The 21,314-nt window shown below is 51.1% G+C and carries 17 protein-coding genes; 15 read left to right on the forward strand and 2 right to left on the reverse strand.

Features of this window, described 5'->3' with window-relative positions; translation table 11 throughout:
- Window positions 1–51 precede the first annotated feature (51 nt).
- The 7 genes from QZT18_RS05700 to QZT18_RS05730 all read left to right on the forward strand — a co-directional run bounded on the left by QZT18_RS05700 (window position 52) and on the right by QZT18_RS05730 (window position 9,233).
- Entirely contained in the window at window positions 52–744 is a 693-nt protein-coding gene (locus QZT18_RS05700; protein WP_294145438.1) for an L-2-amino-thiazoline-4-carboxylic acid hydrolase, read from the forward strand.
- Between the two features lie 58 nt (window positions 745–802).
- Entirely contained in the window at window positions 803–2,614 is a 1,812-nt protein-coding gene (locus QZT18_RS05705) for an FAD-binding protein (RefSeq protein WP_294145440.1), read from the forward strand.
- Entirely contained in the window at window positions 2,615–2,923 is a 309-nt protein-coding gene (locus tag QZT18_RS05710) for a 2Fe-2S iron-sulfur cluster-binding protein (protein WP_294145442.1), read from the forward strand. It abuts the gene before it with no gap.
- The gene (locus tag QZT18_RS05715) at window positions 2,920–4,212 is read left to right on the forward strand and encodes a serine dehydratase subunit alpha family protein (protein ID WP_294145444.1); all 1,293 of its coding nucleotides are present in this window, start codon (window positions 2,920–2,922) and stop codon (window positions 4,210–4,212) included. The genes QZT18_RS05710 and QZT18_RS05715 overlap by 4 nt, the downstream gene beginning before the upstream one ends.
- 74 nt (window positions 4,213–4,286) lie before the next feature.
- Entirely contained in the window at window positions 4,287–5,474 is a 1,188-nt protein-coding gene (locus QZT18_RS05720) for a M20 family metallopeptidase (protein ID WP_294145446.1), read from the forward strand.
- 61 nt (window positions 5,475–5,535) lie between these two features.
- Window positions 5,536–6,438 carry an L-2-amino-thiazoline-4-carboxylic acid hydrolase gene (locus QZT18_RS05725; protein WP_294145448.1) on the forward strand — a complete coding sequence of 301 codons (903 nt, stop codon included), beginning with the start codon at window positions 5,536–5,538 and terminating at the stop codon, window positions 6,436–6,438.
- Between the two features lie 86 nt (window positions 6,439–6,524).
- Window positions 6,525–9,233 (forward strand): translation factor GTPase family protein, encoded by a 2,709-nt coding sequence (locus QZT18_RS05730; protein WP_294145450.1) that lies wholly within the window; start codon window positions 6,525–6,527, stop codon window positions 9,231–9,233.
- 136 nt (window positions 9,234–9,369) lie between these two features.
- Here QZT18_RS05730 and QZT18_RS05735 read toward each other — a convergent pair whose 3' ends face one another.
- Window positions 9,370–9,819 carry a helix-turn-helix transcriptional regulator gene (locus QZT18_RS05735; RefSeq protein ID WP_294145452.1) on the reverse strand — a complete coding sequence of 150 codons (450 nt, stop codon included), beginning with the start codon at window positions 9,817–9,819 and terminating at the stop codon, window positions 9,370–9,372.
- Window positions 9,820–10,000: 181 nt separating this feature from the next.
- Window positions 10,001–10,717 (reverse strand): GntR family transcriptional regulator, encoded by a 717-nt coding sequence (locus tag QZT18_RS05740; protein ID WP_294145454.1) that lies wholly within the window; start codon window positions 10,715–10,717, stop codon window positions 10,001–10,003.
- Window positions 10,718–11,061: 344 nt separating this feature from the next.
- On the opposite strand from QZT18_RS05740, the gene QZT18_RS05745 reads away from it, so the two are divergent.
- The 8 genes from QZT18_RS05745 (at window position 11,062) to QZT18_RS05780 (ending at window position 21,235) form a co-directional block, all read left to right on the forward strand.
- A complete protein-coding gene (locus tag QZT18_RS05745; protein ID WP_294145456.1) occupies window positions 11,062–11,871 on the forward strand; it encodes a BtpA/SgcQ family protein in 810 nt (269 codons plus the stop codon).
- 38 nt (window positions 11,872–11,909) lie between these two features.
- Window positions 11,910–13,433, forward strand: a complete 1,524-nt coding sequence (locus tag QZT18_RS05750; protein WP_294145458.1) for an FGGY-family carbohydrate kinase — start codon at window positions 11,910–11,912, stop codon at window positions 13,431–13,433.
- A gap of 125 nt (window positions 13,434–13,558) precedes the next feature.
- Window positions 13,559–14,434, forward strand: a complete 876-nt coding sequence (locus tag QZT18_RS05755) for a TIM barrel protein (RefSeq protein WP_294145460.1) — start codon at window positions 13,559–13,561, stop codon at window positions 14,432–14,434.
- Window positions 14,401–14,961, forward strand: a complete 561-nt coding sequence (locus QZT18_RS05760) for a TRAP transporter small permease (protein WP_294145462.1) — start codon at window positions 14,401–14,403, stop codon at window positions 14,959–14,961. The genes QZT18_RS05755 and QZT18_RS05760 overlap by 34 nt, the downstream gene beginning before the upstream one ends.
- Complete coding sequence (locus tag QZT18_RS05765) at window positions 14,954–16,249, forward strand: TRAP transporter large permease (RefSeq protein ID WP_294145464.1); 1,296 nt, start codon at window positions 14,954–14,956, stop codon at window positions 16,247–16,249. Before QZT18_RS05760 ends, QZT18_RS05765 begins: the two co-directional genes overlap by 8 nt.
- A gap of 71 nt (window positions 16,250–16,320) precedes the next feature.
- Entirely contained in the window at window positions 16,321–17,412 is a 1,092-nt protein-coding gene (locus QZT18_RS05770) for a TRAP transporter substrate-binding protein (RefSeq protein WP_294145466.1), read from the forward strand.
- Window positions 17,413–17,439: 27 nt separating this feature from the next.
- Window positions 17,440–19,512 carry a hydantoinase/oxoprolinase family protein gene (locus tag QZT18_RS05775; protein ID WP_294145468.1) on the forward strand — a complete coding sequence of 691 codons (2,073 nt, stop codon included), beginning with the start codon at window positions 17,440–17,442 and terminating at the stop codon, window positions 19,510–19,512.
- The gene (locus tag QZT18_RS05780; RefSeq protein ID WP_294145470.1) at window positions 19,502–21,235 is read left to right on the forward strand and encodes a hydantoinase B/oxoprolinase family protein; all 1,734 of its coding nucleotides are present in this window, start codon (window positions 19,502–19,504) and stop codon (window positions 21,233–21,235) included. Before QZT18_RS05775 ends, QZT18_RS05780 begins: the two co-directional genes overlap by 11 nt.
- Window positions 21,236–21,314: the final 79 nt, after the last annotated feature.

The following is a 21,314-nucleotide window of genomic DNA, read 5'->3' on the forward strand; positions in this document are numbered from 1 at the left end:
TGAAACGGTCCCCGGCGGACCGTAATGACAGGTGCACAGGAGAAAAGAAGAATGAAAGAGTTCACAGAAAAACATCATGCATGGCTGGTGGGCCGGTTTTATGGACGGCTGATGCAGGAGTGTCCCGACAGGGGAGAGGCCATATTTGTTATGAGTACACAGCGCTATGCGGAACAGCGTGGTTCGCGGATGGCCCAAAGGGCGGTGAGAGACGGAAAAGGATTGAATTTTACTACATACCGTGAGTATGGGGAATGGAAAAATACCGAGACGGTCAAACGGGAAGGCTGCGCGAATGCGGGAGAGACGACGGCCTGGTCTCCGGATCATGTTGAGAAGGTTTATATGTGCCCCTGGGCCGCGCAGTTTAAAGAAATGGGACTAAAGAAATGCGGAACGCTTTACTGCAGGCACGTAGATCAATCGATTGTCAGGGGATTTAATCCATTACTCACATACGAGGTTCCTCAGAGTATGCATGAAAGCGGCTATTGTCTGCAGATATCAAGAGGGGCGGATTTTAGGGAAGGCCAGGTGTTTAACAAACGTACGGAATACCAGAAAACATTCGATTATCATTGCGGACATTGCTATAAGACGTTCCGGGAAATTGTAACAGCCATCCTTGGAGAGCAGGGAGAGCGGATCTCACGCAGCGTATTGCAGGAATTTGGTAAAACATATGGGGAGGAGATGGCGGCCGTTCTTCTTTCATATCAGGATCAGGATTTTAACCTTATCTGAAAAATTATTATGAGCGTGGCAAAATGAAAATCTTGCCAAATTAAAGGGGAGAAGAATTATGAATGTAAAGACAAAAATAAATACGGATGTGCTTGTGATCGGAGGCGGAGGGGCGGCCTGTACTGCGGCCGTCGCCGCCGCCGGCAAAGGAGCGGACGTTACACTTGTATCAAAAGGGAAGATCGGAAACAGCGGAAATACGATTATGATAGGAGGTTCCTATGGAATGGATGGAGCCAGCGCTTATCACAAATTTAAAATTGCCGAGGCAGATCCGGGTTTCACGAAAGAAGATTTGTTCCGTTCCATCTGTAATGACGGCTTTAATCTGAGCGACCAGAATATGGTTGAGCAGTTTGTAGAAGAAAGTCCGGAAATTGTGTACAAAGTAAAACAGTGGGGAGAGGAGGCAGGCCAGCGGTTTAAATTTTACCGTCCCGGAAACTGGGATGTTACGGGAAGAGGAATGGGAACTTCCCTGTTGAAGGGTCTCGAAAAGACCGGCTCGGTTCACATGTATGAGGACGTGGCAATCATCGAACTGCTGAAAAATAAGGAACGTGTAACAGGCGCCGTCGGCCTGGATCTCTACCGCGGCTGTCTGATTCAGTTTGAAGCAAAAGAAGTAGTCTTAGGAACGGGGGGATATCAGCCCTATTCTTTGAAAAATACAAACTCCGATATGACCGGGGACGGTCATGCCATGGCCTACAGAGCCGGAGCGGCTCTGGCGGATATGGAGTTTATGTTGTTTCTCATCACCGCGGTAGAACCCAATGAGATGCGGGGGTCGATCCTGCCGGTCATCTGTACCTTCCGTGATGCCTTTGATTACGATCCGGTGGATCGGGACGGCAGAAAGATCGAAATACCGGAACAGCTCCGGGAAATGGAAAAAACAAGTGAAATGTGCAAGCTGGTACATATTTACTACTATGGCAAGGCCATCAGGGAGGGGCGCGGAACCGACAATGGAGGAATTTATTTTGATTTCCACCGGTTTACGGATGAGGAGATCGATAAGATGTTTGAAGCGCTGATGGATCATTTTGACGGTTTTTATCCCAGAGGAAAATATCATGGAAATGATATTCTTGAATATAAGAGGATTATTAAAGAGAAACGAAGAATCGAGGTGGGATTATCCAGCGAATATAGTGTGGGAGGTATTCTGGTGGATGAAAATATGAGAACCGGTGTACCTGGACTACTGGCAGCAGGGGAATGTGCCGGCGGGGTGTTTGGAGCCAACCGTGTGGCGGACGCTGTGACTGAAATGCTGGTTCAGGGATATAAGGCCGGTGAAGTGGCCGGAGAGGCGGCTTTGACTGAGGAAAAGACGGAGAGTTCAGAAGAATCGGTCAAAGCCGTATTGGAAGGACTGGACAGAAAATTATCGGGAACCGGAGAGATAAGAATCAACAGTGTAATCCGGGAAATGGAGAGCACTTCGGATACGGCCCTGGGACTTTGGCGTGATGAAGAACATCTTAAGGAAGGAATAGAGACATTTGAAAAATTAGAACAGACCCTGGAAGAGGTATATCTGCCAAGTAAGACTTTACTGTATAACCGTGAACTGTTAAGACTTCTGCAGACGGAGAATACACTGCTCTGTACCAGAGTGGCGGCAAAAATGGCCCGTATGAGAAAAGAGAGCAGGGGCCTCCATCTGAGAACGGACTATGAGTATATTGACAATGAAAAATGGCAGGTAAGAATCATGAGCCGTCTGGAAGAGGGACAGGATATTCTTACCACGAGGAAGCCGGTTGTAACAAGAATACCGCTCCGCCCGGCAGAAAAAGTGAACTATGAAACCTTCATTTTGGAGGAAGAACTTGGAATGGCAAACATGGAGGAAAAGTAGATGAATATAAAAGTATACCGTTTTAATCCGGAAACAGATGCGAGCGCTTATTATGATGAATTCCATGTGGAGGTGCGGCCGGAGGACAGAATGACGGTTATGGGACTTCTGGAATATATCGGCAGCGAGTTTGACGGAACTTTAAGTTTTTATATGCACAGCGTCTGCGGTCAGGGAATTTGCGGCCGCTGTGCGGTCAAAGTAAACGGAAAAGTATGCCTGGCCTGTAATACGGTGCTTACCGGCGAGGATGTTGTAATAGAGCCGGCCGGTACGGAGGTAGTGAAAGACTTAGTGGTGCAGAGATGAGAAGAGATGATTTGCGGTACGGTGCATATCTGAGAATTATGGAGCATGAACTGGTTCCGGCGATGGGCTGCACGGAACCCATCGCCGTCGCATACTGCGCGGCAAAGGCAAGAGAGATTCTTGGAGGGATGCCTGAAAAAGTTCTGATTGAGGTAAGCGGGAATATTATAAAGAATGTAAAAAGCGCGGCAATACCTGGAACCGGCGGGCAGAAAGGGATTGAGGCGGCGGCCGCCGCCGGAATCATAGTTGGAGAAGCGGATAGAAAACTGGAGGTTCTTTCTTTGGCGGCGGATTCAGGCATAAGGGAAATTAAGAAGTTTTTGGAAAAGGATGTAATCGACGTGCATCCCTCTTACACAGAACATATTCTGGATATTGCCGTGACGGTTTGGCGGAAAAACCACAGTGCAAAGGTGCGTATTGTGGATGAACATACAAATATTATTTCTGCAGAAAAAGACGGTGAGACTATAGCAGGGGGGACGCTCAGGGAGACAAGCCGCCTCTTGGCAGAATCGGCGGGACAGGGGGATTATTCTCTTCTTACGGTGAATGGTATTTATGATTTTGCCTGTTCCGTAACGGCGGATGACGTCAGGGAAATACTGGGACGTCAGATTAGCTGCAATCAGGCCATTGCAGAGGAAGGGATGTCCGGCCGTTACGGAGCGGCTATCGGAAAACTGCTGATTGAAACGTGCGGAAAAGATGTCAGAACAAGGGCCAGAGCCAGGGCGGCCGCCGCTTCTGATGCAAGGATGAACGGCTGTGAGCTTCCCGTTGTTATTAATTCCGGAAGCGGAAATCAGGGAATTACGGCAAGTATTCCGGTCATTGAATATGCCGCAGAACTGGGCGCGGAGGAAGAAGAATGTCTCAGAGCGCTTGTGGTTTCAAATCTCATCACGCTGCATTTAAAATCAGGCATCGGACGGCTGTCCGCCTATTGCGGAGCCGTGAGTGCGGGAGTAGGAGCCGGAGCCGGGATTGCCTTTCTTCTGACAAAAGAACTGGCAGCTATAGAACATACGGTGATAAATGCACTCGCCATAACAAGCGGCATTGTTTGTGACGGGGCAAAATCAAGCTGTGCGGCGAAGATTGCCACGGCTGTCGATGCAGGAATTTTCGGATTTGAAATGTATCAAAATGGACGGCAGTTTTATGAAGGTGAGGGGCTTGTAGGAGCCGGAGCCGAAAACACAATACACAATATTGGAATTCTGGGCCGCGAAGGGATGCATGAAACGGATAAAAAAATAATCGAGATCATGACCGGGTTTTAATCCCGCTGCTGTAAATGGCGGCATAGATGCACCTTATATGAGGCCGGTAGGGGAGGAAGAAAGGAGCATGAACAATGATAGGGCGGTTATTGGATCAATATTATGGAGAAATTGTGAGGCTGCGTCATGAGCTTCACCGTTTTCCTGAACTGGGGCATCAGGAAGAGAAAACCACGGAAACAATCCGCAGGTATCTTCAGCAGGCCGGAGTAGAGATACTGGAGTATTCCTTAAAAACAGGAGTTGTTGCCAGAGTCCTGGGTAGGGTTCCCGGAGAAACACTGGCAATCAGAGAAGATATTGACGCATTACCGATTGAAGAGAATACGAAAAGCACATTTGCCTCAGAACGCAGCGGTATCTCCCATGCCTGTGGACATGATATCCACACGGCAGCGCTGCTTTTGACGGCCAGGGTGTTAAATGAAGTAAAGGACAGATTATGCGGGACACTCCTTCTCATTTTTCAGCCGGCGGAAGAGACGTGTGACGGAGCGGCGGAAATGCTTGCCGCCGGGGTACTGAAAAAACATCCTGCCGACCAGTTGATCGGACTTCACTGCAGCCCATCCGTTCCGCTGGGAAAGATGGGGGTTATCTCAGGCATTAATAATGCCGGTTGTGATGTGGTAAGGATAGAAATAAAGGGGAAAGGGGGACATGGGGCCCATCCGGAGGATTGCATTGACCCAATCATAGCGGCGGGAGTTCTTTTGACACAGATGCAGACACTAATCAGCCGTGAAATCAGCCCATGTGAGTCCGCCGTTCTAACATTCGGACAGATAGCCGCGGGGACGGCGCCCAACATCATTCCGGAATGCGCGGAGTTATATGGAACGCTGCGTACGCTCAATCCGGAGATTCGGGCCAGGTTAAAGGCGGCTGTTCCCCGCATGGCGGACGGCTGCTGTAAAAGCATGCGGGCAAGCTGTCTCGTAGAGTTTGAAAGAGGGATGCCTCCTCTGATTAATGATCCGGAGTTGTCGGAGCGCTTTGCCGCTGCTTCTGAGAAAATTCTGGGAAAAAATTCGGTTGTACGGCTTTCGGTTCCATCCATGGGCTCAGATGATTTTTCCTGCCTTTTGGAGCAGTGCAAAAACAGGGGCGGTCAGTTCCTGATCGGAACGCGCGATCAGCAGAAACCGGAGACAGGGATAGGACTTCATAGCGGAGCCAATGTTTTTCCCGATGAGGCGATAGGATATGGGGCTGCCGTGCTTTGCCAATATGCTTTGGATACGTTAAAAAGGCAGGAATAAAAATTTGGGTTAAAAAGAGGGCTGAAACAAAAAGAATGGCTCATTACAGGAGGAAAATGTAATGGAAGAAAAGATGGAAAAACAAATCGGTAATCTCCAGGATTGTTGGAGCATTCTATATATCAAGCTTGCCAAAACTTTGGCAGATGCGGATCCCGTGGAGGGGGAAGCGGCCGTACGTGAAGCCGTTCGCCGCTTTGGAAGAGACAGAGGGGAAAAACTCAGGCTACGTCATGAGAGCTGCGGATTGAAAATCAACCTGGAAAATTTGTTCACCTATTACGATCTTCCCGGCGATCCCAGGTTCAAAAGAAGAAAAATCCGGTTAAATCCACAGGAGAGACTGTCCGACACCCTGGTTTGTCCCATTGCCCAGCTCTGGAAAGATACCGGGGAACGGGAACTTGGCCGCGTTTACTGTGAAGAATTTCACCATGCGATGTTTGGAAGTTATGCGAAAAAGGCTCAGATCGATTTGGCGAAAACGTTGACACAGGAGGGAGATGACTACTGCTGTTTTGCGGTATATTTAAGACCGGCTAATATGAATCGGGAGGAGAGGAAAGAGGCGTTTGCCGAATTTGATCCGGACTACCGGTTTCCGGCTGATTTCAGCTACGATGAGGGAACGCATCGGAGCGGTTTTAATATGCTGTGCATCAAACTCGGATATTATCTGGTGCAGCAGGCAATCGAAGTTCTGGGGGAAGCAGGAAGAGAAGCGGCAGCCAAAGGCCTGAATGATACGGCAGAAGCTTACGCCGGATTTATGAAAGCCGGAAGTCGTGATGTGGGACAGGAACTGAGTGAAACATTCCTGAAAGAAAACTGTCCTTTGTCTTCTGCTATGAGTGATGATGAGTTGTGGAAAGAATATAATAGCAAAGACGTGACGGAACTGTTTGAAAAAGAGTTTTACAACCGATTTTCCGTCTTACTGAATATGGAAATACAAAATGGATAATCGCGTTTTACAATCCGCCCGTTCCGTGATAAACTGTCAAAAGAAGAAAAACAGTTAGAAGGAACGGACAAGGGAGAGTAAGGCAGATGAAGAAACTGGCGGTCGGCATTCTGGCTCATGTGGATGCGGGAAAAACTACATTATCGGAAGCAATGCTGTACACGGGCGGAGCCGTCCGAAAGCTGGGAAGAGTGGATAAGGGCGACGCTTTCCTGGATACCTATGAGCTGGAAAAGAAGAGGGGAATCACCATATTTTCCAAACAGGCCATGCTGCGGTGGGGAGAGATGCAGGTTACACTTTTAGACACCCCGGGGCATGTGGATTTTTCGGCCGAGATGGAGCGAACCCTACAGGTGCTGGACTATGCGATTCTTGTAATCAGCGGCACGGCGGGGGTGCAGGGCCACACGCAGACGCTCTGGCGGCTCCTTGCAAGATATGGAATTCCTACTTTTCTTTTTGTCAACAAGATGGACCTTGCGGACGTAAGAAAAGAGGATATTTCCCTGGAACTGAAAAAGAAGCTGGACGGGAACATTGCGGATTTCAGTGAACAGGGAACGGAGAGCTTTTATGAAAATCTGGCCACATGCAGCGAGACGGCGCTTGAGCAGTATCTGGAGAGCGGGCAGATAGCTCCGGCGGATGTGGCGGAAATGATCCGGGCGCGGGAAGTATTTCCGTGCTTTTTCGGATCGGCGCTCAAACTGGATGGAATAGAAGAATTTCTAAAAGGCATGGAAGATTACATGCTTATGCCGGAATATCCCTCACAGTTTGGCGCCAAGGTATTTAAAATTGCCAGGGATAACCAGGGAAACAGGCTGACCTATATGAAGATTACGGGAGGCCGTCTGCAGGTAAAAGATTTAATAGACGAGGAAAAAGTCAATCAGATCCGCGTCTATTCGGGTGATAAATTTGAGGCGGTAAAAGAGGCGGATGCAGGAACGGTCTGTGCGGTGACGGGACCTGCAAAGACTTCGCCCGGAAGAGGAATCGGGATAGAAGCGGCTTCGGCCATGCCGATTCTGGAACCCGTCCTCACATACAGAATACAGCTTCCGGAGGAGGTGGACGCCGCCGTCATGCTGCCGAAACTTTTACAGCTCGAAGAGGAGGAGCCGGAGCTTCATATCACCTGGCAGGAAGAACAGAAAGAGATCCATGCCCAGATTATGGGGGAAATCCAGATGGAGATCTTAAAGAGCCTGATTGCCGAACGGTTTGGAGTACGGATTGAGTTTGGCGGACGAAGCATTGTATACAAGGAGACGATTCAGAATACGGTGGAGGGAGTGGGACATTTTGAACCGCTCCGCCACTACGCCGAGGTCCATTTGTTAATGGAACCGGATGAACCGGGAAGCGGCCTGTCCTTTGCGGCGGCCTGCAGTGAGGATGTGCTGGACCGGAACTGGCAGAGACTGGTGTTGACCCACCTGGAAGAAAAAGAGCATAAGGGAGTGCTGACCGGTTCTCCGATAACGGATATGAGGATTACGCTGATGTCGGGGCGCGCCCATCTGAAACACACGGAGGGCGGGGATTTCAGGCAGGCGGTTTACCGGGCCGTGCGCCACGGACTGATGCAGGCCGATTCGGTCCTTCTGGAGCCGATTTACGATTTCCGGCTGGAGGTGCCTGAAAAATTGCTGGGCCGGGCGATGACGGATGTGGAACGGATGCATGGAACATTTGAACCTCCGGCGCTGGAGGGAGAGTATGCGGTCCTTACCGGAAATGCCCCGGTGGCCTGCATGGACGGATACCAGCAGGAGGTGACGGCCTATACCGGCGGACGGGGACGCCTTAGCTGTGCGCTTAAGGGATACGCTCCCTGTCACAATGAGGAGGAAGTGATTGAGGCCATCGGTTATGACGCGGACGGCGATACGGACAACCCGTCCGGTTCCGTTTTCTGCGCCCACGGCGCCGGATTCGTTGTAAACTGGGATGAGGTGGAGGATTATATGCATCTGGAAAGCTGCCTTCCCCCCGAAATTGTGGAGAACAATGGGGAACAGCCGCAGTCCGGTGGAAAAAGAGCGGGAAAGAGGGGAAAAGCCGGTACGGAGACGGAAGAAATGTGGATAGGAACGGATGAGATAGATGCGATCCTTGCCCGCACGTATAATGCCAATAAACGTGATAAATCCGGTGTATCCAGACGACGCTGGGGAGGCTGCGGCAGCTCGTCGTCCGGGGCATCAGCACCAGCAGGAACCTCGTCGTCCGGGACTTCCGCAATACGGCCCCATGGAAAAGCGGAGGCCAGGGAAGAGTACCTGCTGGTGGACGGATACAATATCATTTTTGCGTGGGAGGAACTGCGGGAGCTGGCCGACCGGAATATGGACAGCGCCAGGGGAAAACTTCTGGACATCCTGTGCAATTACCAGGGCGCCAAAAAGTGCCAGGTGATCGCCGTCTTCGATGCATACCGTGTGCAGGGGCATGCCACGGAATTCCTGGATTACCACAACATCCATGTCGTTTATACAAAGGAGGCCGAGACGGCGGACCAGTATATCGAGAAATTTGCCCATGAAAATGCCGGAAAATATCATGTGACGGTGGCTACCTCGGACCGCCTGGAACAGATTATCATACGCGGCCAGGGATGCCGCCTGATGTCGGCCAGGGAATTTGAGGAGGAGATAGGCCGGATGAATGAGCAGATCCGCCAGGATTTTGAGGAGAAGAAGACGGGAGAAAAGCAGTACATGACCGACTTTATTTCCGAGGAAGTGATGAAGAAGATGAAAGAAGGGATGACGGAAAACGACTGAGTTTTCTATCATAATCGGCTAACGCAGAATCCGTTTCCGCCATTTTGCACAGATGCCCCGGCATAAGACAAAAACTGTCATATGCCGGGGCCGTTTTACGCACCGTAACTGCGTTTTCATTATAACAGTTCTAAATTCATTCTTTATAATTCCAGATGTGAGCCAGGATATCTTTTAAAACCAGGCCCGCGTCCAACTCGCTGTATCCGTATTCTTCCTTCAGACGATTCAGCATTTCCCTGAGCGGGGTAGAATAGTCCTTTATTGTAACCTGCTGCTGATAGGTAAGCAGAACCGGGTATTTTTTACCCCAGGCCTTTGTCCAGTCCACTTTTTTGTGAATCTCTTCGCCGGTGTCTTCAATGACCCGTTCGATCTCTTTCAAATCTGCGTCAAATTCAATCAGTTCGTCCAAAGATAAATGATACAGGACCGCAAGTCTCTTGGACTGCCGGATGTCGGGCAGAGTCTCGTCCGTTTCCCATTTGGAAATGGTCTGCCTGCTGACTCCCAATTTTTCCGCTACTTCCTCCTGGGACAGTCCGGACCGTTTTCTTGCGTTAAATAAACTGGTTCCTAAGTTCATAAATTTCACCTCCAAATCAAGTATGATATAAGTATAGGGACAGAGGAAAAGAAAGTCTATCAATTATATCTTGAACTTCCGCGCTTATTCTTAACATGGTTTGAAGGCGCCGATACCCCGGTAAGTGACGATGAAAGGAAAAAGGGGAACGAAAAGGAATCTCCACTCCAACCGGAGCCTGTTAAATGTACAGCTCAAATTTATCTCCCACGATCAACTGCAGTGACCGGTGGGAGGGCGTCCCGTCCGCATCGTTGGAAAGGCTGGCAATCGAAATAAGCGGGTAGCCGGGGGAGAGGGACAGGTATTTGGCCTGTTCGTAGGTGGCGTACACAAGTTTGATTACCTTATAGCTGCTGTTGGTGAATTTTATGCCGTATTTTTCCGACAGGATAGAGAGCAGGGAGGCATTGTTTAAATCTTCATCGAGCAGGAAGGAAAAACGCTCGGGAAAACGTGAAAACTCGATGGCCACCGGGACTGAGTTCGCATACCGGATACGTTCCAAAACAATTACCCTGGATCCGGGCGGAAGCTTTAAGGCCTCCTGATCTTCCTCCGTGGCCTCTTCGATCACAGACTTGATGGTCTTAGCACCGGGCGTCTGGTTGGTTGCCTGGCAGATCTTTGTGAAGCTGGTGTTATGGGCGATGTCACGGCGCAGCATGACCATGGAGATGAAAGTTCCCTTTCCGCGCTCACGCACCAGCAGATTTTCCTTTTCCAGTTCTTTTAAAGCTTTCCGTACCGTGATACGGCTCACCTTGTATAAATCACACAATTCCAATTCCGTGGGGATCTTCTGCCCGCGTTTGTATACTCCGCTCTCTATATCCTTTCGAAGCTGCTCGGTCAATTGAAGATAGAGGGGAAGGATATTGTCATTTTTCAACTCCATAAGAACGCTCCATTCTTTAAGTAATATAATTCCCAGCTTTTGGAATAACTTTATAATACATGATAAGAAAAGAAAAAGCAACAGAAAACGCTCCGGCATGATAGAAAGCAGGGGGATGAATAAGAACACAATGATAATAAAGAAATAAAAGGTGATATAGTGATACAATCGTTAGATTTTTAATAGAAAAAGTATGAGATGAAAAGAAACTCTAAAATTATATCCTTGTTTTCATGAAATACCGTTGACAAATATAGTATGCAAAGTTATAATACAATACATAACAAATAAGAGGATTTTACATAATTGGAAAAAGAACAAAAAACAACGAAGGAGGCATGGTGATGTGGCTGGAACAGATGTTTGGCGTGCAAAAGCCGATCATAGCATTACTGCATTTGAGGGCACTGCCGGGCGACCCGAAGTACGGACAGAATGACAGTATGGAGAGGGTAACCGAAATTGCAAAGGAGGAGCTGCGCGCGCTGCAGGACGGAGGGGTGGACGGGATTTTATTCGCCAATGAATTCAGCCTGCCTTACCAGCATAAAGCGGATTACGTGACCGTTGCGGCGATGGGAAGAATTATTGGGGAATTGCGGGACGAGATACGTGTTCCTTATGGAGTGAACGTGGTGCTCAATCCGATGGCGACCATTGAGCTGGCGGCAGCGGTGGATGCCCGGTTTGTGAGAAATACCTTTACCGGGGCCTATATTGGGGAGAGCGGAATTACCGATACCGATGTCGCCAATGTGATGAGAAGGAAGAGACAACTGGGACTGGAACATTTGAAAATGCTGTTCAAGGTGAATCCGGAATCGGATGTCTATATTGCGCAGCGTGATATTTCCCAGATTACAAAGTCCATGATCTTCCATTGTTTCCCGGACGGACTCTGTGTTTCGGGAAGCAGCGCCGGTTCGGAAACCGACGGGGAGATCCTGCAGGATGTGAAGAAGGCGGCCGGAGATATTCCCGTATTCTGTAACACGGGATGTAACCGTGAAAACATCACGGACAAGCTGAAGACGGCGGACGGCGCTTGTGTGGGAACCGCATTTAAGGCGGAGGGGCGTTTTGAAAACTACGTGGATGCAGGACGGGTAAAAGCGTTTATGGAGTCTGTGATTGAATACAGGAAGACGCTGTAGGGCATTACGTGCGATGCAAAGAGGAGAGGAGGAGCTGTATGGAGCATCCGGTTTCCTGCTATATGGGGATTGACATCGGCACATCGGGCACAAAGGGCGTTATCATCGGGCCGGACTGCGGGATTATTGCGGAATACCACGTCGCCCATGAGATAGAAAATCCAAAACCCAACTACTATGAGCATGACGCGGAGAATGTCTGGTGGAAGGAATTCTGCGAGGTATCAAGAGAGCTGATCCGGATGGCCGGAATTGACAGCGGGGCGATTGCCTGTGTTGGAGCCAGTACACTGGGGGCCGATTGTCTTCCCGTAGACGAATCCTGCAGACCCCTGCGGAAAGCAATTTTATACGGGATTGATTCCCGTTCCCAGCAGGAGATAGCGGACCTGACCGGATACTATGGGGAGAAGCGTGTAAAGGAGCTGTTCGGACGGCCTGTCTGTTCCGGCGACGTGGCGGCGAAGATTTTATGGATCAAACATAATGAGCCGGAGATATATAAAAAAACGTATAAGTTTTTGACCGGTTCTTCCTTCATCACGGCCAGGCTGACGGGAAACTATGTAGTAGATCAGTTTTTGGCCCAGGCCTCATTCCGCCCGTTATACCACATGGATGGACGTGTCAATGAAGAAGAATGCAGGAGGTTCTGCAGGCCGGATCAGATTGCACGCGCGCAGCCGGTCCACGCGGCGGCCGGGACGGTGACGGCCCGGGCGGCGGCAGCGACGGGGCTTAAGGAAGGAACGCCTGTTATTACGGGAACGGGCGATTCGGCGGCGGAGGCGGTCAGCACGGGGGTCCTGAATCCGGGTGATATGATGCTGCAGTTTGGTTCCACATTGTTTCTGTACTATTGCTCGGATCACCTGATCATGGATGACCGTGTGCGGGGAAATAATTATCTGATTCCGGGCACGTTCAGCGTGGCGGGCGGAACCAATACGGCTGGGACTCTGACCGGATGGTACCGCGATGTTCTGTTTCAGGATGCGGTTACCGAAGAGAAGCGGACAGGGCGGAACGCGTATGAGATTATGCTGGATGGAATTGAGGAGATTCCCCCCGGATCGGACGGACTGATTACTCTTCCGTACTTTGCCGGAGAGAGGACTCCGATCAACGACCCGAATGCCAGAGGCGTTCTTTTTGGACTTAAGCTCACCCATGACCGGCGGCACATGTACCGTTCTGCGCTGGAGAGTATCGGTTATTCGGTGGGACAGCATCTGAATGCACTGAGGGAGAACGGTCTGCCGATTAAGAAGGTGATGGCCGTGGGCGGCGGGGCGAAGAATATTCCCTGGATGCAGATGATTTCCGATATCTGCGGAGTGACGATCCACATTGCGGAGGTGACCACCGGCGCGGCCTATGGCGATGCGCTGATGGCGGCGCTGGGAGCCGGGCGGTTTCGGGACTTTGATGAGCTGGGTGAGGTGATCCGGATTGGCAGAGTGCTGGTTCCGGACGGCGTAAAACATGAGATTTATAAGCCGTACTGCAGGATATATGATGCCCTGTATCAGAATACGAAAGAATTAATGCACCTTTTATAAGAAGTCTATGCAGCGGAAAGGATAGCGGGAGAGATATCGTGGAAAATTTGGAAATCAACTATATGATGCAGGAAGAAACATAAAAGGAACATAAAAGGAACAGGAGATAAGGGAGGAGGTGCGGCGTGCTGGAAGTGATGAATAGGTTAGCGGGGATGAACTGTCATTATATCCGTCACAGCTTCGATTATTTTCTGGATAAGATGTCCGGGCTGGGCATCCGCAATATCGAGCTTTGGGGAGCATCTCCCCACTTCTACGTGCCGGACTGCGGCGCGGGGGAGGCGGCCCGGATCAGAAGGAAGATAAGGGAGAGGGGGTTAAATTTAATTTGTTTTACCCCTGAGCAGGTTACCTATCCGGTCAATATAGCTGCGAGGGAGAGCACACTCAGAAGAAGGAGCGCGGATTACTACTTAAAAGCCGTCAGGCTGTGCGGGGAATTGGGGACGGGGCGCATGCTTCTGACACCCGGATGGGGATATCTGGACGAGCCGAAGGCCGAGACGTGGAAACGGTCTGCCGAGGCAATCGGGGAGATTGCGGAGCAGGCGGAACGAGAAGGGGTTACCATCCTGCTGGAGCATCTGACCCCGGCCAGTTCCAACTTGATTAACTGCGCGGAGGACTTAAACCGGATGTGCCGGGAGATTTCGTCGCCTGCGTTAAAGGCAATGGCCGATACGGTGCAGGTGCAGGTTGCGGGAGAAGAGATTGAGGAATATTTTGATGTTTTGGGAGAAAATCTCCGTCATATCCATATCGCCGACGGAACTCCGGGCGGCCATTTGGCTCTGGGTGACGGGACGATTCCCCTGAGACGGATGCTCGGCGGTATCGTGTGCAGGGGATATTCCGGCTTTCTCACGATGGAGATTGCGGATCGGCGGTATTTTGCGGAGCCGGAAGAAGCGGACCGCAGATCCCTGCAATGGATTTTACGATATACAGGAGAGGAGGAAGCCGGATGGAAAGAGCCTTTAATCCGCCGGACGGATTAGTGAAATGCCGGAAATTGTTAGATGGGGCGGCGATGGCCGCAAGGGCGGCCGGAGCGGTTTGTTCCTTTATCTTTATTACGATTCTATTTATCCAGGTAATGCTGCGCTATTTGTTCAACAGCCCAATCTATGGGATTGAGGAGACGGTTATTGCTTTGATGGTCTGGTACTCCTCGCTGGGCGCGGCCGTTGTTTATTGGGAAAAGGGACACGCAAGTATTATCTATTTTTTAAAATTTATGCCCAGTTTTATCCAGATCGGGATTAGACACCTGTCAAACCTTATCGTTCTTGTCACATCGGCAGTTTTCGTGTATGGCGGAATCGGACTGTTCCGGATTCAGAAAAACACCATGCCGGTGGGAGGACTGTCGATTACCAGAGCATATTACTACGCGCTGCCGATTATTGTGATGGGGATACTGCTGGTTTTATTTTCGGCTTATGACACGGTAGAGTTTCTGGTTATGCCAAAGGATATCTATCTGAAAGAAATCCGCGAGGAGGAGGGTGGTCTGATTGAGTAGCACAGCATTTGTATGGGCGGTTTTTATCTTGTTTGTGGTTTTAATTTTGCTGGAGGTACCGATTCCGTTTGCAATGCTCGGGTCCAGCCTGCTGTTTGCCGTCAGGCACCACGAAAGCTTTGTAATGTTTGCCCAGAAGACGGCCAACTCCTTTGCCGACTATTCGCTCCTGGCCGTTCCGGCGTTTATGTTTGTCGGCTGTGCCATGAATGAGATAGGTTTCAGCGACAGGATATTCGACGTGGCGAAAAAGGGGATAGGACATATTCCCGGAGGTCTGGGACATGCAAATATTCTGGCCAGCATGATTTTTGCCGGAATGTCCGGCTCTGCCATGGCGGATGCGGGAGGCCTGGGGGCCATCGAGGTCAAGGCCATGCGGGACGCGGGTTATGACGAGAACTTTTCCGTGGCCGTAACCGCCGCGTCATCCAGTATCGGGCCGATTATTCCGCCCAGCATTAACTTTGTGGTCTGGGGATTCATCGCCCAGTGTTCTACGCTGTCCCTTTTTCTGGCAGGTGTGCTTCCCGGCATCTTAATGGGAGTATCCATGATGATATATACCTATGTTGCCGTAAAATATCTTCATGTGAAGGCGCCTCTGTACCGGAAAGCGACAGCAAAGGAGTTTCTTCACTCGCTCTGGAGGGGACTTCCCGCTCTCGGAGCGCCCGCCATTCTCATCGGCGGAATCATGACGGGTATTTTTACACCTACGGAGTGCGGAGTAGTCGGGTGCGTCTATGTGGTGATTCTGGCGTTCTGCTATAAGAAGATGTCGTTTAAAACGGCCTGGATCATCCTGAAAAATACACTTTCCACCACTGCCATGACCATGTTCCTGTGTGCGACGGGAGCGGTGTTTAACTGGATGATTATCACCAGCGGCCTGATGGATCAGCTTTCTTCCCTGTTACTGATGATCCCAAACGCCTATATCGTGATGCTTCTGCTGAACCTGATCCTGCTGTTGATGGGCTGTTTCATGGGAAGTATGTCGGTACTGATTATGATGGCTCCGCTTCTCATCAACCTGGCCAATGCGCTGGGGCTCAGCCTGGTTCATATCGGAGTTGTGGCTGTCCTGAACCTGACGATTGGCCTGATTACGCCGCCTATGGCTCCGGCCCTGTTTATCGCGGCAAAGACGGCGGGCGTTTCTTTTGATAAAGCGTTAAAACAAACGATTCCATTTTTAATTCCACTGGTCATCACCCTGCTGCTTATTACATTCATTCCGGATATTGTGCTCTGCATACCGAAACTGATGAAGGTGGCAGTATAGATTGAATGGGGAACGTTACATAAAAACAGCGGCGGCAGTAGCCGATAGAAAAAATAAGGGAGGTATTACATATGAGAAAATTATGGAGCACAGCATTAATTACGGTATTGTCATCTATGGCACTGGCAGGATGTCTGCCAAGCCAGCCGGCAGCAACAAAGGCTCCCGAAGCGGAGCAGTCGGGGGAGGAGTCCCCGGGTGCGGCGGAATCTGAAAAAGAGGAGGCAGCGGGGGAGGCTGCTTCGGGGAAAGAACTTGTTATCAAGGTAGGAGCTTCCTCCGGGCCGACGCAGCCGGCCGGAATGGCGGGTCAGAAAATCGCTGATCTGGTGAATGAACGTCTGAAGGGGCAGGTGAAGATTGAATATTATCCGGGTGAGCAGTTGGGTAATGAGACAGCCATGCTGGAAAATATGCAGGTGGATTTACAGCAGGGAATGTTTAACTCCTTTGACACCTATGCCAATATTGCCAAGGATCTCAACATAATGAGTATGGCCTTCGCCTTTGAGAGCAAGGAACATCTGTACAATTATCTGGAGTCGGATCTTGCAAAACCGGCATTTGACACGCTGGAGAAGAACGGAATCCATGTGGTTGCCTACAAATTCCAGAAGAATCCGAGGGCTATTTTCGGTAAAAAACCTCTGACCGATGCGGCCAGCCTGAAGGGCGTGAAATTCCGCATCCCGAATATCCCAATCTGGGAAAAGAACTTCAGCACGCTGGGAGCCGTTCCGACGATCACATCCTGGGCGGAGTATCCGCTCGCCATGATGCAGGGCGTAGTAGACGCGGGAGAGTGTTCCTATGAATCCATCAATGCCCTGAAGCTGCATCAGTCGGCTCCCTACATATCCCTGGTGGATTACGCCTATCCCCTGGAATGTTTCACACTGAATATGCAGACCTGGAACAAGCTGAGTGACGAACAGAAACGGGTAATAGAGGAATGCGCGGCCGAGGTGGAAGTATGGTTCAGCGATTATGTAAGAGAGCAGTGGGAAGAGGACAAGAAGGTAATCGAATCAGAGGGAGGAAGCTTTGTGGAATTTGACAAACAGTCCTTTATTGATGCGATGGCCCCGCTGGCTCCGGAGCTGGAGGCGGACGGATACTGGGAGACAAAGGATCTGTATAATAAAGTGCAGGCTTTAAAATAGTCTGCGCGACAGGCGGGAGGTACCAAGATGGGATATATGATAGGAGTTGACGTAGGGGGCACGTTTACCGATTTTTCTCTGTTCGACGCCGGGACGGGAAAGCTTGAAAATTTTAAGCGCAGTTCCACACCCGAGGATCCGTCCAGGGCGATCGTGGAAGGAATTCGGTCCATACTGGAGGGGGAAGGTATCTCGGCAGAGGACGTGACCTACCTGGCGCATGGGACAACGGTTGCAACCAACGCGCTGATTGAGAAAAAGGGCGCGAAAATGGGTCTTATCACAACGGAAGGTTTTAAAGATCTGATGGAGATTGGCTGGCAGAAGCGTCCCTCCCTTTATAACCTGCTGAAAGAAAAGCCGGAGAGCCTGATACCAGAAGGATTAAAATGCGAGGTGTCCGAGCGTATCGTCCATGACGGGTCCGTGAAGGTTCCCCTGAATGAGGAGGGAGTGCGGCGCGCAGTCAGGTACTTGAAAAAGCAGGGAGTCAAATCGATCGCCGTTTGCACGCTGTTCTCATTTTTAAATCCGGTTCACGAAAATCGAATTGAGGAGATTGTGAGGGAGGAGTATCCGGAGTGTTACGTGACGGCATCCAACAAGCTGATTTCCGAGTTCCGCGAATATTCACGTATGAGCACAACGGTGTTAAATTCTTATCTCGGACCGGTGATGGAAACCTATGTCCACAATTTTGAAAAATCCATCCGGGATGCCGGTATTAAAGCGTCGCCCTATGTGACCCAGTCCAACGGCTCCATTATTTCCATCTCGGAAACGGTGGACTGCCCAATCAAGACGGCCGTATCAGGGCCGTCCGCCGGGGTAATCGGCGCCGTATTCATTGGAAAACAGTGCGGAGAAGATAAGATTATTACTTTTGATATGGGCGGCACCAGCATCGACGTCAGCCTGATCGAGAATGGAAAGGCAAAACTCTCCAACGAGAGGCTCGTAGAGGGGTATCCGGCCCGGATTCCCATGATTGATATCATCACCCTGGGAGCCGGGGGCGGATCCATCGCCCGGATCGACGAGGGCGGAGCATTGAAGGTGGGGCCGAGAAGCGCAGGCGCGACTCCGGGACCGGCCTGCTATATACGGGGAGGGGAATATCCCTGCGTGACGGACGCGAATATTGTACTGGGGAAACTGAACCAGCAGAGAATCCTGGGAGGGAGCATGGAGGTCAGTCTGTCACTGGCCGAACAAGCGATAAAAAAACATATCTGCGAACCGTCCGGACTGTCGCTTAAGGAAGCGGCCGCGGGCATTATATCCGTGGTAAACTCAAATATGATGAGGGCGATCCGGGTGGTTTCGGTAGAGCGCGGTTATGATGTGAGGGAATTTACCCTGATGGCGTTTGGTGGAGCCGGTCCACTCCATGCCTGCGAGGTTGCTAGGGAAATGGGCATCCGGAACGTGCTGATGCCTCCATCCCCCGGAACCCTGTGCGCGCTGGGACTTCTGATGGCGGATACCCGCTTTGATTTGAGCCGTTCCCATATTATGCTTGCCAGGACCGAAAACCTCAGCCGGGTGAATGAGATCTTTGAGAGTCTGCTCAAGGAAGGAAACGCCCTGCTGGACAAGGAGGGAATCGCGGCGGAAAAGAGGATGTTTGAGGCGGTGGTGGAATGCCGCTATAACCGGCAGAACTATGAGATACCGATCCCCATATCCCTTCCCTTCGATCAGAGAGCAATGGAGCGCATGATTGCGGCGTTCCATCTGGAGCATGAAAGTTCCTACGGGTATCATAATGAGGAGACGGAGATCCAGATGGTCAATTACAGGCTGGGTGCGATCGGACTGATCGAGAAGCCGGATTTGAAAGAAGAACCGGAGGCGGAAGGGGCGAAAGCGCCGGAGCCTGCAGCGGAACGGTTTGTCCTTTTCGACGGAGAGGAGGACTATACAGCGACCCGGGTATATGACCGGAATCAGATTATGCCGGGATGTACGATTGAAGGGCCGGCGATAATTGAGCAGATGGATTCGACCTGTGTGATTCCTCCGGGATGGAGCGCTTACACGGACGGATATCGCAATATCAGGGCAAGAGACACGGGAGGCGGAGCATATGAAGCGTAAAGTGGATGCGGTAACAGTTGAAATTGTGGGAAATCTGCTGCTCTCCATTGCCGAGGAGGTGGGCGTTGCGCTGATCAAGAGCGCCTATTCTACCAATATCAAGGAGCGGAGAGATATTTCCACGGCGATGTTTGACCCGGAGGGCAACATGGTGGCTCAGGCGGAACATGTCGCCATGCACCTGGGTTCCCTGCTGGAAATCGTCAAATCAGTCTATAAGAAATATCCGAAAGAAACGATCCGTCCGGGAGATATGTTTATCGGAAATGACCCGTACAACGGCGGCGGAACGCACCTGCCCGATATCACGGTCGCGGCTCCCGTCTTTGCGGACGGCGAAATCATCGGCTGGACGGCCAACTGCGCCCACCACAGTGATGTGGGAGGGAAGGTTCCGGGATCCACTCCCGGAGATGCGGTCAGCCTGTTCCAGGAGGGGCTTAAGATTCCCCTGTCCCATGTCTGCCGTGCGGGAGAAGTACAAAATGAGATTATTGAGTTCATTATGGGCAACAGCCGGATCCCCCACGAAAGATTCGGGGATCTGCAGGCGCAGATAGCGGCAAATAAGATAGGGGTCAGAAGACTTACGGAGGCGTATTCCCGATATAAGACACTGTTGGTGGACAGTATGTATGAGCTTCAGGACTATGCGGAGCGCCGCCTGCGGGCCGGGATCAGCCGTTTGCCGGATGGAGTTTATGAATTCGAGGATTACATGGATGATGCGGGCGAGGCATGCCCGGAACCGATCTGCATCTGTGTGCGGATTACGGTGGAAAAGGATCAGCTTTCCCTTGATTTTAGCGGGACTCATGAGCAGGTGAACGGGCCGATTAATCTGACCTTTAACGGACTCCTGGCGACGGTTTTCTATACTTTAAAGGCGCTGATCGATCCGGAAATTCCGTCGAACGCCGGAATCTGCCGCGCTCTGGAAGTCTATGCGGAACCGGGCCTTATTGTTAATTCAATCAGCCCCGCGCCGGTCGGAGAGCGGATCGATACGGCCATGAGAGTGGCGGATGTAATCTTCGGAGCGCTGGCTCCGGCGGTTCCGGAACGGGCCATGGCCGGCTGTAACAGTTCCTGCACATCGGCAACCTTCAGCGGAAACGATCCGGAGGACAAGGAGCATTACTACGTCTATCTTGAGACCATTGCGGGAGGCTCCGGGGCTCACCGCCACGGGGACGGCCTGAGCGGGGTGCAGGTTCACATGACCAATACCTCCAACCTGCCGATCGAGGCGTTGGAGATGGAGTTTCCCCTGGTGCTGGTCCGGCGCTACTCCCTACGGACAGACAGCGGCGGCCCGGGAAAATACCGCGGAGGACTGGGGATTGAGAGAGTCTTTGAGGCGGTCTGCGACGATTTGTCTTTCACGGGTCTTGGAGACAGGCAGAAGATTGCTCCCTGGGGAATTGAGGGCGGAGAAGCCGGTTACGGCGGCGCCCAGTATCTGATCAAGAAAGGGCAGGAGCCGGTCCGTCTCCCGTCGAAGAGTACGGGAATCCAGGTAAACTGCGGCGATGTCATCGTGGTCCGGACTCCGGGAGCCGGTGGATTCGGACCGGCCGGAGAGCGGAATCGGGAGGCTGTGTTGAGGGATGTCAGGGAAGGAAAGGTTTCCCCGGAGCGGGCAAGGGAAACCTATGGTGTTGAGATAGAAGAGAGAGACGGCTTTTACTATGCTGCGGACGGATCCACAACTGCGGATTGAAGGCGGATTAGGACAACTCACAATATACTTTTTCCGGTCATAGGATACTAAGAGCAAAGATTGAAAATAACTCCAAAAC

The sequence above is a fragment of the uncultured Clostridium sp. genome, from assembly GCF_900547735.1.
Taxonomy (GTDB): Bacteria; Bacillota; Clostridia; order Lachnospirales; family Lachnospiraceae; genus Otoolea.

Coding starts and splice junctions, on each gene's coding strand:
- QZT18_RS05730 (WP_294145450.1), top strand. CDS start 6,525: ATGAAGAAACTGGCGGTCGGCATTCTGGCTCATGTGGATGCGGGAAAA.
- QZT18_RS05770 (WP_294145466.1), top strand. CDS start 16,321: ATGAGAAAATTATGGAGCACAGCATTAATTACGGTATTGTCATCTATG.
- QZT18_RS05735 (WP_294145452.1), bottom strand. CDS start 9,819: ATGAACTTAGGAACCAGTTTATTTAACGCAAGAAAACGGTCCGGACTG.
- QZT18_RS05775 (WP_294145468.1), top strand. CDS start 17,440: ATGGGATATATGATAGGAGTTGACGTAGGGGGCACGTTTACCGATTTT.
- QZT18_RS05720 (WP_294145446.1), top strand. CDS start 4,287: ATGATAGGGCGGTTATTGGATCAATATTATGGAGAAATTGTGAGGCTG.
- QZT18_RS05710 (WP_294145442.1), top strand. CDS start 2,615: ATGAATATAAAAGTATACCGTTTTAATCCGGAAACAGATGCGAGCGCT.
- QZT18_RS05750 (WP_294145458.1), top strand. CDS start 11,910: ATGGAGCATCCGGTTTCCTGCTATATGGGGATTGACATCGGCACATCG.
- QZT18_RS05715 (WP_294145444.1), top strand. CDS start 2,920: ATGAGAAGAGATGATTTGCGGTACGGTGCATATCTGAGAATTATGGAG.
- QZT18_RS05705 (WP_294145440.1), top strand. CDS start 803: ATGAATGTAAAGACAAAAATAAATACGGATGTGCTTGTGATCGGAGGC.
- QZT18_RS05700 (WP_294145438.1), top strand. CDS start 52: ATGAAAGAGTTCACAGAAAAACATCATGCATGGCTGGTGGGCCGGTTT.
- QZT18_RS05725 (WP_294145448.1), top strand. CDS start 5,536: ATGGAAGAAAAGATGGAAAAACAAATCGGTAATCTCCAGGATTGTTGG.
- QZT18_RS05760 (WP_294145462.1), top strand. CDS start 14,401: ATGGAAAGAGCCTTTAATCCGCCGGACGGATTAGTGAAATGCCGGAAA.
- QZT18_RS05740 (WP_294145454.1), bottom strand. CDS start 10,717: ATGGAGTTGAAAAATGACAATATCCTTCCCCTCTATCTTCAATTGACC.
- QZT18_RS05780 (WP_294145470.1), top strand. CDS start 19,502: ATGAAGCGTAAAGTGGATGCGGTAACAGTTGAAATTGTGGGAAATCTG.
- QZT18_RS05745 (WP_294145456.1), top strand. CDS start 11,062: ATGTGGCTGGAACAGATGTTTGGCGTGCAAAAGCCGATCATAGCATTA.